Genomic DNA, 14,589 nt, shown 5'->3' on the forward strand with positions numbered 1-14,589 from the left:
GCTCAACACGTACGACGACGACGGCGGGGTTCAGATGTCCAGGAACCGGACGTCCTTGGCGTTCTGCTGGATGAAGCTGCGCCGGGACTCCACGTCCTCGCCCATCAGGATGGCGAAGATTTCGTCCGCCGCGGCGGCATCCTCCATGGAGACCTGCAGCAGCGTGCGGTTCTGCGGGTCCATAGTGGTCTCCCACAGCTCGGAGTAGTCCATCTCGCCCAGACCCTTGTAGCGCTGGATGCCCAGCTCCTTGGGCAGCTTGCGTCCGGCGGCGCGGCCGGCGGCCAGTGCTTCGTCCCGCTCGGCGTCGGTGAAGACGTAGTCAGGGTCCCCGTTGGACCATTTGATCTTGTACAGCGGCGGCTGGGCCAGGAAGACGTAGCCGTGCTCGATCAGCGGCCGCATATAGCGGAACAGCAGGGTCAGCATCAGCGTGGTGATGTGCTGGCCGTCCACATCGGCGTCGGCCATCAGCACGATCTTGTGGTAGCGCAGCTTGGCGATGTCGAACTCCTCGCCGATGCCGGTGCCGAAGGCGGTGATCATCGACTGGACCTCCTGGTTGTTCAGGGCCTTGTCCAGCCGGGCGCGCTCGACGTTGAGGATCTTGCCGCGCAGCGGCAGGATCGCCTGGGTGCGCGGATTGCGTCCGCGTTTGGCTGAGCCGCCGGCGGAGTCGCCCTCCACCAGGTAGATCTCCGACTCGGAGGGGTCCTTGGAGGAGCAGTCGGCAAGCTTGCCGGGCATCCCGAAGGTCTCCAGAGGGGACTTCCGGCGGGCCTGTTCGCGGGCCTTGCGGGCAGCCAGCCGCGCCTGGGCTGCTGACTGAGCCTTGCGGATGATGTCCTTGGCCGGCCCGGGGTTGCGCTCCAGCCAGTCGCCCAGATGCTCGTTGACCACTCCGTGGACGAATCCGCGGGCCTCGGAGTTGCCCAGCTTGGTCTTGGTCTGACCTTCGAACTGGGGCTCGGACAGCTTCACGGAGATCACTGCGGTGAGACCTTCGCGGATGTCTTCGCCGGTGAGGTTGTCCTCCTTCTCCTTCAGCAGGCCCTTCTCCCGGGCGTAGCGGTTGATCAGCGAGGTCAGCGCGGAGCGGAAGCCCTCTTCATGCGTGCCGCCCTCATGGGTGTTGATCGTGTTGGCGTAGGTGTGGACCGACTCGGAGTAGGTCAGCGTCCACTGCATGGCCATCTCTGCGGCAATGCCGCGCTGGTCATCCTCGGCTTCGAAGGCGATGACGTCCTCGTGGACGGTGTCGGCCTTCTTCGCGGAGTTCAGGTGGTTGACGTAGTCCAGCAGCCCGTGGTCGTACTGATAGACCACCACCCGCCCCTTGGAGGTCTCCGCGAAGGCCTCCTCATGCTGGCCGGGCTCGGCCGGCTCGGGCACCTGGCCCTCGGCAAGCTCGGCAGAGTCCTCATGGTGCTCGGCGATCTCATCTTCGACGACGACGTTGTCTTCGATCTGCCGCTCGTCACGCAGGGTGATGCGCAGGCCCTTGTTGAGGAATGCCATCTGCTGGAAGCGGGCGCGCAGGGTCTCAAAGCTGAACTCGACGCTGTCGAAGATCTCCGGGTCCGGATAGAAGACCTGGGTGGTTCCGGTCTGCTGCGTCTCGGCGCCCTTGGTCAGCGGCTGGGTGGTCTTCCCGCCCTCGGCGAAGGCGATGCGCCATTCGTGGCCCTGCCGGCGGACAGTGGTCTCGACTTTGCGTGAGAGCGCGTTGACCACTGAGATGCCCACACCGTGGAGACCTCCGGAGACTGCGTATCCTCCGCCGCCGAATTTGCCTCCGGCGTGCAGCACGGTCATCACGACCTCCACAGTGGGCATGCCTTCGCTGGGGTGCATGTCCACCGGGATTCCGCGTCCGTCGTCCTCGACTCGCACGCCGCCGTCGTTCTGCAGCGTCACCTGAATATGGGAGCAGTAGCCGGCCAGCGCCTCGTCGACTGAATTGTCGACCACCTCGTATACCAGATGGTGCAGGCCCCGCTCACCGGTGGAGCCGATGTACATTCCGGGGCGTTTGCGGACTGCCTCCAGACCTTCTAGGACCGTGATGTCACTGGCACCGTACGTACCCTGTTCTGTCACCAGGTGGATCGTCTCCTCGGGATGATGGCGCACTGCAGCGGCGCCATGGTCAGCATCTGTCCACAGTCTACCGGGTAGTACGCTGATTTCCGCATTTTTCTGCGCCAAGCGAGGCACCATGATGCCCCAGGAGACCGGCGAAGGCCTCTGGGAGCGATCCGGGGATTGACTCATGGGGCGGAGATCATCTCCCCGCCCCCCAGCCCGGCATATCGCCGTTTTCTGCCCGCGAGTCCGCTGCGCGCCGGCGCGGCGGCAGTTTCACCCGTAGGTGTCGCGGGGTCCGCGTCCGCCGCGGACGCTGTAGCCGCCCTTCTTCCAGCTGGGAGCCTGGGGTCCGCGGATCTCGATCTCTGTGACGATTCCGGCGCCGAGTTCCCGGGCGAAGACCTCCATCAGCTGCGGCTTCATCAGCTTCAGGTTGGTCGCCCAGGCGGTGGAGTCGCACACCACTGTGACCACGCCGTCTTCGAATCGCTCCGGTGTGCAGTGCTCCGCAATGGCTGCTCCCACCAGCTGCTCCCAGCGGCTGATCACCGAGCCGACCGCTACCGGTGCGCTCCATCCCCGAGTTCGGATCAGACCCTTCACCGCAGCGCCCAGGGGCCTGGGATCGCGCAGATCCGCCTCCCGCCGCTCAGCGCCGTCGTCCTTGGCTGCCCGGGCGGTGGCACGGGGATCCGTGCTCAGCGAGGAGCCTCGCGGGGGCCGTGCCAGCCGGCGGTATCCCTGCTCCTGGGCAGCCTTGCGGAGCCGGTGGAACAGCACAGTGGCTGCGTCCTCCGGCTCATCAGCTGTCTGACGGCTCTGCGGATCCTCAATCATCACTGGGTCCCGTGGTGGACTCAGAGCCGGAGAGCGGCACCACGCTGCTGAGCTGATCGGCCGACTCCACACGGTAGGCATTGGCCAGCAGCTGCTCGGGCACGTCGTCGTCGACTGCCGCGGTGACGATCAGCTGCTCGGCTCCGGTGGCCAGCTGTGCCAGCCGGCGTCGGCGTCTGGCGTCGAGCTCGGCGAAGACGTCGTCGAGGATCAGGATCGGCTCCGCACCGGCGGCCGGGTCGTCATCGAGCATGACTCGGTAGGTGGCCAGACGCAGGGCCAGGGCGAAGGACCAGGTCTCTCCGTGGGAGGCGTATCCCTTCACCGGGGTGGCATCCAGGCTGAAGTGGACATCGTCCCGGTGAGGTCCCACCAGAGTGATGCCGCGTTCACGCTCCTTCTTCCGGGCTGCGCGCAGCGCCGCCAGCAGCTGCTCGGCGAGCTCCTCCGCTGCGGCGGACTCCAGGGGGGAGGACTCAGCAGGGTCGGTCTGCGCGTGCTCGGCGTCCTCGTCATGACCGGTCAGCGAACTCAGATAGCTCATCCGCGCGGTGCGCACTGATTCGGAGAGCTCATGGTAAGCCTCTGCCACATGCGGGCGCAGAGCCGCCAGCATCTCCAGACGGGTCTTCAGCAGCCGTGCACCGGTAGTGGCCAGCTGCTGGTCCCAGACCTCCAGGGTGGACTCATGGGTGGGGGTGAAGCCCTCATGGCGGATGGACTTCAGCAGCGCGTTGCGCTGGCGCAGCACCTTCTCATACTCCTGGCGCAGCGCTCCCAGAGCCGGGCGCATCTGAACGGCCAGGGTGTCGAAGAGCCGGCGGCGCACGGAGGGGGATCCTTTGATCAGCTCCAAGTCCTCCGGAGCGAAGAGCACGCTGCGCAGGATGCCCAGGATCTCAGTGGACCGCACCGGGGCGCCGCGGTTGATCCGCGCCCGGTTGGCCCGGCCCGGATTGATCTCCACCTCCAGGTAGGCCTCCTGGCTGCCTCGGTGGGCTTGGGCCCGAAGGATCGCCTGCGATGCCCCGTGGCGGATCAGCGGAGGGTCATGGGGCACGCGGTGGGAGGACAGCGAGCTGAGATAGCCGATGGCCTCGGCAATGTTGGTCTTGCCGACGCCGTTGTATCCCAGCAGCACATTGGGGCCGGGCTGCAGGGCCAGATCAGCTTCGTGATAGCTGCGGAAGTTCTGCAGGACCAGTTGGGAGAGCCGCATGGGATTCGGCTCCTTCCATCACTGGTTGAGCAGACGCACCGGCATCAGCAGATACCGGAAATCGGTGGAGTTCTCACCCTCGGGGGACTCCTGCCCGGTGATCATGGCCGGTTTGGGAGCTGAGACGAAGGAGAAGCGCAGGTACTCGGTGTCGATGACGTTGAGACCTTCGTTCAGGTAGGTGGGGTTGAAGCCCACTGTGATCGGTTCGCCGCTGAGCTGGGCCTCGATGACTTCAGAGGCCGAGGCGTTGTCATCTACTCCGGCGTCGAGCGTGACCCGGTTGTCCTCGGTGAACTGCAGGCGCACATGCCCGTTGCGCTCGGAGACCAGGGAGACCCGGCGCGATGCCTCGATCAGCTCAGCAGTGCTGACCACCGCGTTGATGGGTGTCTCCTCCGGGAAGAGCTGCCGGATCTTGGGGTATTCGCCGTCGACCAGCACGCTGGTGGTCCGCCGGCCGCCGGAGGAGAAGCCGACCAGATTCTCGGATTCGGACATGGCCAGGGACAGGTCCCCGCCTCCGGCCAGGGATTTGGCCACGTCGTTGAGCGTCTTGGCTTTGATCAGCAGGGAGGTGGAGATGCTGGGCTCGGCGGGACTCCAGGTGATCTCCCGCATGGCCAGCCGATACCGGTCGGTGGCCAGGAAGGTGATGGTGTCGCCTTCGAACTCCAGCTTCACACAGGGCAGGATCGGCAGAGTGTCGTCCTTTGCTGCCGCTGTGGTGACCTGCGAGACCGCACGGGCGAAGACCGAGCCGTCCACAGTTCCTGCAGCCTCGGGCTGCGCCGGGAGATCCGGATACTCATCCACCGGCATCGTGGTCAGAGTGAAGGTGGATGACCGGCAGGTGACGACCACCTTGGACTCCTCCAGCGAGAGGGTCACCGGGGCGTTCGGCAGAGCTTTGACGATGTCATTGAGCAGTCGGCCGGAGACCAGCACCGTCCCCTCGGCTGCGACGTCGGCTTCGATGTGCAGCTGTGCGGAGACCTCGTAGTCGAAGCTGGAGATGGTGACGATCTGGTCCTCGGCGGTGATCAGCAGCCCGGAGAGCACCGGTGCCGGAGGACGCGGTGAGAGGGATCGTGCAGTCCAGGAGACCGCCTCGGACAAAACGTCACGGTCAACGGTGAACTGCACTGCGGTCTCCTCGAGTCGTCGATCGTCGATCTGTGCAATGTCAAGCACCCTGAGGTGCCGTGTCTGCTGAGGCATGAGCTTACCCCGAACACTAGATAGGCCGAAAGTCCGGGGGTGAACCACAACATCTTGAGACCGCGCAGCGTCGGAGGGCGGACTGTTGTTTGTGCAGAAGCATGTCGGAGAAGAAGGACAGAAGTGGTAGTAACGGGTGTGGATTCTGTGGATAACCGGCTGCTGGTCGCTGATGCCGCCGTCGAGCCTGTGAGGACCACGGTGGAGGAGAAACGGTGGGGCTGTAAATCACACGGGGAGGATTCTGAGCATGCTGAGGCGGATCTCCCCACATGAGGCGGGTGACTCCACAGGAAACCGGTGTGTCGTCCTCACATAATCCACCGAGTTATCCACAGGTGTGGGAAGCGTGGTGGAGAAACTTCACCGCTGCCTGTGGATATGTGGGGAAAACTGTGGAAGACGCTGCGGGCTGTCGGCAGCGTCTCCGCTGATGGCGCGGAACTACATGCGTGTGAGATGTGCACAGAACCGCTGCCCACACCTGTCAGCGACGAGTTTGACATGCTCCTGCAACCGGAGGGTCACCAGAGTCAGCGGCCCTGCTTGATCTTGTTGGTCAGCTCGGTGACCTGGTTGAACACCGCTCGGCGCTCGGCCATCAGTTCGCGGATCTTGCGCTCGGCGTAGATCACGGTGGTGTGGTCACGTCCGCCGAGGGCCTGTCCGATCTTCGGCAGGGACATCTCAGTCAGCTCCCGCAGCAGATACATGGCGATCTGACGGGCGGTGACCAGAGTGCGGTTGCGCGACTTGGAGGTCAGCTCATCGACGGTGAAGCCGTAGTACTCCGCAGTGGCGTCGATGATCTTCTCCGCCGTGATCTCCTGTGCATTGTCATCGGAGATCAGATCGCGCATGACCTGCTCAGCCAGCGGCAGGTCCACTTCCTGCTTGTTCAGTGCCGCGTAGGCGGTCACGCGGATCAGCGCTCCCTCCAGCTCGCGAATATTGGTGGAGATCTTCGAGCCGATGTATTCCAGGACGTCGTCGGGGCATGAGAAGTTCTCCGCATTGGCCTTCTTGCGCAGAATGGCGATGCGGGTCTCCAGGTCAGGCGGCTGAATATCTGTGATCAGGCCCCATTCGAACCGGGAGCGCAGCCGCTCTTCGAATCCGGAGAGCTGCTTGGGCGGCTCATCAGAGGTGATGACCACCTGCTTATTGTTGTTGTAGAGGGTGTTGAAGGTGTGGAAGAACTCCTCCACGGTACGTTCCTTGTCCGCGAGGAACTGGATATCGTCCAGCAGCAGGATGTCCACATTGCGGTAGAGATGCTTGAAGCTGGCGCCTTCGTCGTCGCGGATGGAATTGATGAAGTCATTGGTGAACTCCTCAGAGTTCACGTACCGGACCCTGATGCCGCTGTAGAGGCGCTGGGCGTAGTGGCCGATGGCGTGGAGCAGGTGGGTCTTGCCCAGGCCGGAGTCGCCGTAGATGAACAGCGGGTTGTACGCCTTCGCCGGAGCTTCAGCCACAGCATTGGCAGCCGCGTGGGCGAAGCGGTTCGAGGAGCCGATGACAAAGGTCTCGAACGTGTAGCGCGGATTCAGCCGTGAGGTCTCGAAGCTTCCGCCCTCCGGACCGATCGACGCCGGGACCGACTGCTGCGCACCGGCAGACGGGCCGCGCTCGGCAGAGCCGGCCGGGTAGGGGACGGCGGTGCTGCGGTCCGGCACCGGGTGGGGCGGAAGCGGGGTGTCGCTGCCGCCCGGAGACGGGGCAGAGGCGGCAGGGCTCTCCACAGCGGGGGAAGGGGTCTCAGCGGCAGAGAGCGTCTCCTCGGTGGTCCCGCGGCTGGCCTGGGCCTGCTGCTTGTCCAGGTCTGGATCGATCACATAGGCGACCAGAATGTCGCGGCCGAAGACGCTGCGCAGGGCGTCCGACAGCTCCGCCTGCAGCTGGGACTGCATCAGTTTGCGCACCCGCTCATGGGGTACGGCAAGCAGCAGGGTGTCGCCGATGAGCTGCTCGGACTGCGGAACGGCGCGGCCCATATCGGTGAGCTTCAGCCCGGTGATGCCGTGGTGCTCGCGCAGCTCGGTGAGCACCTGCTGCCATTTCACGGACACGGTGGCGTCGGACTCAGCGGACACGCTGCTCCCCCTGATGGTTCGGTGGTCGGGCACGGTTCAGATTGTTCGAACAGTATTCCACAACATCTGTGGATAAGTGCCCGCACCTGTGGGAAACCGGCGCTCAGCGGGTGAGGTGACTTATCGCAGTCCCAGGGCGCGCTCGCGATTGACCTTACGGGTGGCGCCGCCGATGGTGAACAGCGAAATGATGGTGCCGATATAGAGGAATCCGATGGTCAGCAGAAACAGCAGGCCTTTGAGGTGCTTCCCCAGATAGAAGTACTGCAGACCTGCCACGAAGAAGAACCCTAAAATGGTCAGCACCAGCGCAATGCCGGGATCCTTCTGCGGGCCGTCATACGGTCGGGGATATGCCATAGTCCGAGTCTACAGGCGCGTGACGCTGCGGCGGGGCTGCCGGTTTCGCAGCCAGCCCGGGTGCCAGCTCTGCAGTCCGCTGCTGGCCGGACGCCCCTGGATCGGAGCTGCCGGCCAGCAGCAGGGACTGACGGTCGCCTGGATCGGTTAGGCCCGGTTGATCTCCCGGCGGTTCCACCCCACAAAACCGATCAGGATGCCGACCAGACCCAGACCGGTCAGCACCAGCACCGGCGTCCAGCTGACCTCCTCCACCGGGTACTCCGCCAGGTGCCCGAAGAGGTTCGCATCGTGCATCAGCTCGGGGACCTCCAGCAGCCGGCCGAAATTGGTCATGAAAGCGCAGTAGCCGATGATCAGCCAGCCGACCAGTGACGCAGCGCGCGGGAACCAGCCGAAGAGCGCGACGACGATTCCCACCACTGCGAGCACGGCTGGTCCCTGGTGGATGGTGGCCAACAGCAGCTCGCCGAAGTAGTCGCCGTCGTCTTCCAGCACCGCTACCGCGGCGGCGGCAGTCCCCAGACCCACAAGCACCAGGATGAGCGCCAGACCCACCAGCAGCACACTCAGATGTGCGGCCAGCCAACCGGTGCGTCCCACGGGCGCGGACAGTGTCAGCTCGGCTCGTCCGCGAACCTCCTCCCCCCGCATCTGTGTGAGGGCGCTGACGCCTGCCGCTGCGGTGAACAGCGCCATGAACACGGCCATACAGGCCATATAGCCGAGCATGATGGATTCGCCGGTGAAGATCTGGGCGAACTCCTCGGGTAGATCACCTGCGGCATCCACCAGAGCTTGGGCGTACCCGCCGAACATCATTCCGGAGAGCACCAGGGCGATGCCCCAGGCCCGCAGGCCGCCGCGCAGCACCCGCGCGGCCACGCCCACCGGGGTGCCCAGCGCCGGGCGAGCATCGCGCCGACCCGGCCGGGTGGGCATCAGGCTGGCGCCCACATCGCGCTTGGTGCTCAGCCAGTAGCCGAGCAGCACCAGGAGTGCGGCGCCGCCGATCAGCAGCAGCACCGGACCCCACCGGTCCTCCACATAGGGAGCCGTCTGCTGGGACCAGCCCAGCGGAGAGAACCAGGACAGGGCGTTGCCGCCCTGTTCGGCCATGTCTCCGCCCATACGGATGACGTAGGACAGCCCGATCAGACCCCCGGCCATTCCGGAAGCACCGCGGGACGATTCGCTCAGCTGAGCGGTGATCGCGGCCGCACCGGAGAAGAACAGCCCAACGCCGGCCCCAGCGGCGGCCACCAGCACTGTTCCAGCCGGATCGAAGCCGCCGACCAGCGCAGCCAGGCAGACCAATACCGCCGTGGCCGCATTGGCGGCGGCCACCAGCAGCAGCGCCGCTGTCAGTGTGGCGTGGCGGCCCACCACATTGGCCCGGACGAGCTCCGCCCGCCCCGTCTGCTCCTCCGCGCGGGTATGCCGCACCAGAGTGAAGACGCTCATCAGCGCGATGAGGATGTAGATGAACAGCACGTACCCGGCGGAGAAGAACCGTTCGAAGGTCGGCTCGTCCATGCCGAAGGCGGGGCCGGTCATCAGCCTGCCTACGGGGTCGGTGAACATTCCGGCCATCTGAGCCAGCTCCGCCTCATCCTCGGCGATGCCTTGGATCGCGTTGGCGAAGTAGAAGGCCATTACCCCGATGCCCAGGACCCACAGGGTCAGCCGAATCCTGTCCCGGCGCAGCATGAACCTCAGAAGGGTCCAGGTGTCGTGCAGGGTTGACTCGCTGGCTTCCGGGCTGGGGGCGTGCCGTGCAGAGACAGTCGCAGTGGAGCTCATCAGGACACCTTCTTCGCAGTGGCGTCCTCGACGCCGCGGCCGTGCAGGTCATCGCCGTAGTGACGCATCAGCAGCTGCTCCAGCGTGGGCGGATGCGCCACGATCGAGCGGATGCCCAGCGGCGCCAGACGGTCCATCACCTGCTGGACGTGCTCGCCGTCGACCTCGAAGACTGTCCGTTCGCCCTCGCTGCGCGCATCATGGACGCCGTCGAGCTCCCCCAGGAATCCTGCCGGCTGCGCCGTCTCGGCTTCAATGGTGGTTCGGGTCATATGGCGCAGCTCCGAGAGCGTCCCCGACTCGACGATATGGCCGGCCCGGATGATGGAGATGCGGTCCGACAGCGCCTCCACCTGGGCCAATATGTGGCTGGAGAGCAGCACGGAGTGTCCATTGCTGGCCGCTTCCTTGATGACCTGCTGGAAGACCACTTCCATCAGCGGATCCAGCCCGGCGGTGGGCTCATCCAGCAGCAGCAGGTCGACGTCGGCGGCGAGGGCGGAGATCAGTGCCACCTTCTGGCGGTTGCCCTTGGAGTAGGTGCGGGTCTTCTTCCGCGGGTCCAGGTCGAACCTCTCGATCAGCTCATCGCGGCGAGACCGGTTATAGCTGCCGCGCAGGCGCAGGAACATATCGATGACCTCACCGCCGGTGAGGTTGGGCCAGAGCTCGACGTCGCCCGGGACATAGGCCAGCCGTTTGTGCAGCTCGACTGCGTCGCGCCACGGATCGCGGCCGAAGAGGTTCACCGTGCCGGAGTCAGGGCGCAGCAGACCCAGCAGCACCCGCATGGTGGTGGACTTGCCGGAGCCGTTGGGCCCCAGAAAGCCGTGCACCTCTCCGGGAGCGATGCTCAGGCTGAGGTTGTCCAGCGCGCGCACGGATCCGAACTGCTTGACCAGATCCTGCGCATAGATGACCGGAGGGTTCTCGCTCACCGTTCAGTTCCTTTCGTGGTGTCCGGGTTATGGACGCTGTCGACGTCGGTCGGGGTGGCGGTGCTGCCGTCGGTGGTCTCCTGCTGGGCCTGCAGCAGTTCGCCGAAGATGTCCGGGTTGATCACCGGCCGGGTGTAGAGCTCGATGACGGTCTCCCAGTACGGGCCCGCAGCCTCGGGTTCGTCCTCCAGCGGGTCGAAGTCCAGCTGCCGCTTCATCTGGCGGTGCAGCATCAGCGAGCCGAACTGCTGCAGCAGCAGCACTGCTGCGCGGTTGCGGGGATTGGCGCTGGGGTAGACCAGGCCGAGCTCCTCTGCCTCCGCGGTGTACTCCAGCGAGTCCTCGATGAGCCGGTCGAACAGCTGGTCCATCTCCGGCCCGCCGACGGCGAAGGCCCTGACCAGATACTTGATCAGCGGACGGTTGGTCCGCAGCGCCTCATAGACATAGTTGCGCGGCATCGGCCCCTGATGGTGGACCCCCTCGGTCTTGGCCTCGCGGAACTGCTCTGCGGCATGCTCATCGCAGGCTTTGCGCAGCCCGGCCTTGGACCCGAAGTGGTGGATCACCAGAGGAGCCGAGACCCCGGCGTGACGAGCAATCTCTTTGATGGTGACGCGATCGAATCCGTGCTCGCCGTAGAGATGGATGGCTGCCTGCAGGATCCGCTCCGGCGCCGGCGCTGATGAGTTCCCTGACTCGGCGGCGGTGCGCGGTGCAGGAGTCTCCTGGGACTCGTGTCCGCGACGGGAGCGGGTTGCTCCGTAGGTGTACACCACAGGTGGCCTCCAAGCGTGCGTGCGCTGTCGGGCTGAACGCGGCGGGCACGCCGTTCAGCACTGAGGTTCTGTGAGCGAGGGCAGAGGGCCGGGCAGGACCCCGCGGCGAGGTATGCCGATTTGACCTGGCGCGGATGCGGCGCGTAGTGTTGACAGGTCGCTCTGCTGACCTTGCGCGCCCTCGGGCGGCGCACCAGAGCAATCAAGACTTCACATCCATCACTTTGGGAGTACACAGTGAGCAAGCGGACTTTCCAGCCGAGCAATCGCCGTCGCAGCCGCAAGCACGGCTTCCGTTCCCGTATGCGCACCCGTGCCGGCCGCTCCATCATCTCGGCACGTCGCAACCGCGGGCGCAAGTCGCTGTCTGCCTGAGGCCACGCGAACACCTGCGGCCCGTCCCGGCTTCTGGCCGGTGGCGGGTCGTTTCTGTCTGAGACGACCCAGGCCATGCTCCCTGCGCGCCACCGGCTGACCTCACCGAAGGAGTTCTCCGCGGTGATGCGCGGTGGTGCCCGGGCCGGCACCAGCACTGTGGTTGCCGCCGTGCTGATCACGCCGGCGCAGAGCAGCAACCCAGCCGCACCATCTGCGGGATGGCAGTGCGGATTCATCGTGTCCAAAGCAGTGGGAAATGCGGTGGTGCGGCATCGCACCACGCGCCGGCTGCGCCACATTGTCCGGGAGCTGATCGAGGCAGGTCAGGTGAGCCTCCCGGAGGGCCGGCATACCCAGATCGTGCTCCGAGCCCTGTCCGAGGCGCCCTCGGCCGATCATCGGAATCTGCGTCAGGACACGGCCTCAGCCCTGCGGCGGGCGCTGAAGAAGGCTGCGGGCCGGCAGAACCCCGGCACCGATTACCGCAGCAGGCAGGTCGCCGCACGCCAGAAGAGTCTGAGCAGCGGGGCGGAGCAGTCCCGGTGAGCAGCCCCGGTGTTCCGGATCAGCCGCCGCCCGAGGACCCGTGGGTCAGCCACCGTGACTTCTATGTGCCGCCCGGGCAGACCCCCGGCCTCCCCTGGTCCCAGCCGAACCCCGAGCAGCTGCGCCGGCACCGCTGGGGTCCGATCCGCCGGGCGCCGTCGTGGATTCTCATCGGTTTCATCACCCTGTGGCGCCGCATCGTCTCCCCGCTCTACGGCCAGGTGTGCACCTACTACCCCTCCTGCTCCGCCTACGGCCTGGAGGCCGTCACGGTGCACGGGCTGCTGCGCGGCGCAGCTCTGACCCTGTGGAGGATCCTGCGCTGCAATCCGTTCAGCAGCGGCGGCATCGATCATGTGCCCGCATCTGGGCGTCTCTGGCGGTGCAGCGAGGTCCCGGAGATTGTGCGGCTCAACCACCCGCCGATGGATCCCGACGACGGCGCCTGAGACTCGATTCACAGGCTTCCAGTGACATCAAGTACCCTTAAGGCTGGATTTTTACGTGCCTTGCGTGCCGGGCACCCCCTCTGTTCCTGAGGCGGTGATCCAGTTCCTCGCACGGGAGCTGCGATCGCCGTCGTCCTCAGGGACCGCTGCGCCCGGCCTGACACCCTGAGAGATCAATGGCTTTCCTAGACGCGATTATGTGGCCCTTCAGCTGGGCCGTGTCCTTCATTCTGAGCATGTTCCACAGCGTGCTCTCTATGCTTGGGCTGCCCACCGATTCAGGCTGGAACTGGACCATCTCCATCGTCCTGCTGGTGCTGGTGGTGCGGATCATTCTGATCCCGCTGTTCGTCCGGCAGATCAAGTCCCAGCGCGGGATGCAGATCATCCAGCCGGAGATTCAGAAGCTGCAGGCCAAGTACAAGGGCAAGAAGGACCCGGTCTCCCGGCAGCAGCAGGCGGCCGAGCAGCAGGCGCTGTTCAAGAAGCACAAGGTCAATCCCTTCATGACCTGCCTGCCGATCCTGGCGCAGATGCCGATCTTCTTCGCCCTGTTCTGGATGCTGAACCGCATCGGCCGAACCAACGGTGAGTATCAGACTGATGGCTACTACGCGCTGAGCCCGCAGGAGGTCGTCGGGTTCTCCAGCTCCGACATCTTCGGAGTCGGTATGGCCGATATCTTCCTGCCGGCCGTCCAGTCCGACCCCGCCGAAGTCAATGTGCTGGTGCTGACCTCGGTGATGATCGTGATGATGGTCGGCGCCCAGTTCTTCACCCAGAAGCAGCTGATGAGCAAGAACATGTCTGAGGCGGCGCTGCAGGGACAGTTCGCCCAGACCCAGAAGATGATGCTCTACGTGCTGCCGCTGGTGTTCGTCGTCGGCGGCGTGAACTTCCCCGTCGGCGTGCTGATCTACTGGACCGCAACCAACTTCTGGACCCTCGGCCAGCAGTGGTGGGTCATCCGCAACAACCCGACGCCGGGCTCCCTGGCGGAGAAGGAGCTGAACCTGCGGCGCGCGGCCAAGGGACTGCCGCCGGTGGGTGAAGAGGCCCGCAAGGCTCGCGAAGAGGCGCAGAAGCCCAGCGGCCAGCACAAGGGGCACACCGCACAGCCGAAGAAGAAGAAAAAGAAGAAAAAGGGACGCCGATGAGCGAAAACACCACATCTGAGGACGTTGTCGAGGCCGGCAACGAGACCGCAGCCCCGGAGGAGGCCCGCCTGGTGGAGAACCAGGACGCCGATGGACAGGTCGCGCAGCACCAGCCGCAGGAGCAGGCCGACGGCCCAGAGCCGGAAGGCGACGACACCGGCAGCGACGAGGGCGATATCGCCGCCGACTATCTGGAAGAGCTTCTGGACATTGTCGATCTCGACGGGGATATCGAAATTGAGATCCGCGGGGAGCGGACCTTCATCTCCATCCAGGCTGAAGCCGGCAGCGAAGAGCTGCAGGACCTGGTCGGCTCCAAGGGCGAGGTGCTGGACGCCCTCCAGGAGCTGACCCGCCTGGCAGTGCTGACCGCGACCGGCAACCGGACCCGGTTGGTGCTCGACATCAACGGCTACCGCGCCCAGCGCAATGACCAGCTGAAGAAGATCGCCGAGGACGCAGTGACCAAGGCCCGGGAGACCGGAGACGAGGTGCACCTGGAGCCGATGAGCGCCTTTGAGCGCAAGATTGTCCACGACTTTGTGGCCGAAGCCGGTTTGGTCTCTGAGTCTGAGGGCGAGGGCAAGCGCCGCCACGTTGTGGTGAGCACGGACTAGGTGGGCGTGTGAGCCGCACAGGACACGGCGAACCTGCAGAGGGACCGGACGCGGTGAGCAGTCACGGCGACGGGGCCCAGGAGTCCCCTGCAGAGGCGCCC

General features: G+C 65.4%; 14 protein-coding genes. 5 read left to right on the forward strand and 9 right to left on the reverse strand.

The window, feature by feature from the left end:
• Window positions 1–30: 30 nt before the first annotated feature.
• The 9 genes from gyrB to Q1K09_RS06340 form a co-directional block, all read right to left on the reverse strand.
• Window positions 31–2,100 (reverse strand): DNA topoisomerase (ATP-hydrolyzing) subunit B, encoded by a 2,070-nt coding sequence (gyrB, locus tag Q1K09_RS06300; protein ID WP_300344064.1) that lies wholly within the window; start codon window positions 2,098–2,100, stop codon window positions 31–33.
• Window positions 2,101–2,361: 261 nt separating this feature from the next.
• Window positions 2,362–2,925 carry a DciA family protein gene (locus tag Q1K09_RS06305; protein WP_300344065.1) on the reverse strand — a complete coding sequence of 188 codons (564 nt, stop codon included), beginning with the start codon at window positions 2,923–2,925 and terminating at the stop codon, window positions 2,362–2,364.
• On the reverse strand, window positions 2,918–4,144 hold the full coding sequence (recF, locus tag Q1K09_RS06310; RefSeq protein WP_300344066.1) for a DNA replication/repair protein RecF: 1,227 nt from the start codon (window positions 4,142–4,144) through the stop codon (window positions 2,918–2,920). The genes Q1K09_RS06305 and recF overlap by 8 nt, the downstream gene beginning before the upstream one ends.
• Before the next feature lie 18 nt (window positions 4,145–4,162).
• Entirely contained in the window at window positions 4,163–5,290 is a 1,128-nt protein-coding gene (gene dnaN, locus Q1K09_RS06315) for a DNA polymerase III subunit beta (RefSeq protein WP_300344115.1), read from the reverse strand.
• A gap of 608 nt (window positions 5,291–5,898) precedes the next feature.
• Window positions 5,899–7,461: a chromosomal replication initiator protein DnaA gene (dnaA, locus tag Q1K09_RS06320; protein WP_366909091.1), complete on the reverse strand. Its 1,563-nt coding sequence runs from the start codon at window positions 7,459–7,461 to the stop codon at window positions 5,899–5,901.
• Between the two features lie 120 nt (window positions 7,462–7,581).
• Complete coding sequence (locus tag Q1K09_RS06325) at window positions 7,582–7,821, reverse strand: NINE protein (RefSeq protein WP_300344067.1); 240 nt, start codon at window positions 7,819–7,821, stop codon at window positions 7,582–7,584.
• A gap of 147 nt (window positions 7,822–7,968) precedes the next feature.
• Entirely contained in the window at window positions 7,969–9,624 is a 1,656-nt protein-coding gene (locus Q1K09_RS06330; protein WP_300344068.1) for a hypothetical protein, read from the reverse strand.
• Complete coding sequence (locus Q1K09_RS06335) at window positions 9,624–10,562, reverse strand: ABC transporter ATP-binding protein (protein WP_300344070.1); 939 nt, start codon at window positions 10,560–10,562, stop codon at window positions 9,624–9,626. Before Q1K09_RS06335 ends, Q1K09_RS06330 begins: the two co-directional genes overlap by 1 nt.
• The gene (locus Q1K09_RS06340; RefSeq protein ID WP_300344071.1) at window positions 10,559–11,341 is read right to left on the reverse strand and encodes a TetR family transcriptional regulator; all 783 of its coding nucleotides are present in this window, start codon (window positions 11,339–11,341) and stop codon (window positions 10,559–10,561) included. Before Q1K09_RS06340 ends, Q1K09_RS06335 begins: the two co-directional genes overlap by 4 nt.
• Before the next feature lie 237 nt (window positions 11,342–11,578).
• Here Q1K09_RS06340 and rpmH point away from each other — a divergent pair, with 237 nt between their 5' ends.
• The 5 genes from rpmH to Q1K09_RS06365 all read left to right on the forward strand — a co-directional run bounded on the left by rpmH (window position 11,579) and on the right by Q1K09_RS06365 (window position 14,488).
• On the forward strand, window positions 11,579–11,716 hold the full coding sequence (rpmH, locus tag Q1K09_RS06345) for a 50S ribosomal protein L34 (protein WP_300344072.1): 138 nt from the start codon (window positions 11,579–11,581) through the stop codon (window positions 11,714–11,716).
• Window positions 11,717–11,791: 75 nt separating this feature from the next.
• On the forward strand, window positions 11,792–12,265 hold the full coding sequence (gene rnpA, locus Q1K09_RS06350) for a ribonuclease P protein component (protein WP_300344073.1): 474 nt from the start codon (window positions 11,792–11,794) through the stop codon (window positions 12,263–12,265).
• A complete protein-coding gene (gene yidD, locus Q1K09_RS06355; RefSeq protein WP_366909094.1) occupies window positions 12,262–12,714 on the forward strand; it encodes a membrane protein insertion efficiency factor YidD in 453 nt (150 codons plus the stop codon). Before rnpA ends, yidD begins: the two co-directional genes overlap by 4 nt.
• Before the next feature lie 176 nt (window positions 12,715–12,890).
• Window positions 12,891–13,871 carry a membrane protein insertase YidC gene (gene yidC, locus Q1K09_RS06360; protein ID WP_300344074.1) on the forward strand — a complete coding sequence of 327 codons (981 nt, stop codon included), beginning with the start codon at window positions 12,891–12,893 and terminating at the stop codon, window positions 13,869–13,871.
• A complete protein-coding gene (locus Q1K09_RS06365) occupies window positions 13,868–14,488 on the forward strand; it encodes a R3H domain-containing nucleic acid-binding protein (protein WP_300344075.1) in 621 nt (206 codons plus the stop codon). Before yidC ends, Q1K09_RS06365 begins: the two co-directional genes overlap by 4 nt.
• Window positions 14,489–14,589: the final 101 nt, after the last annotated feature.

The organism is Nesterenkonia sp., assembly GCF_029265375.1.
Classification (GTDB): Bacteria; Actinomycetota; Actinomycetes; order Actinomycetales; family Micrococcaceae; genus Nesterenkonia.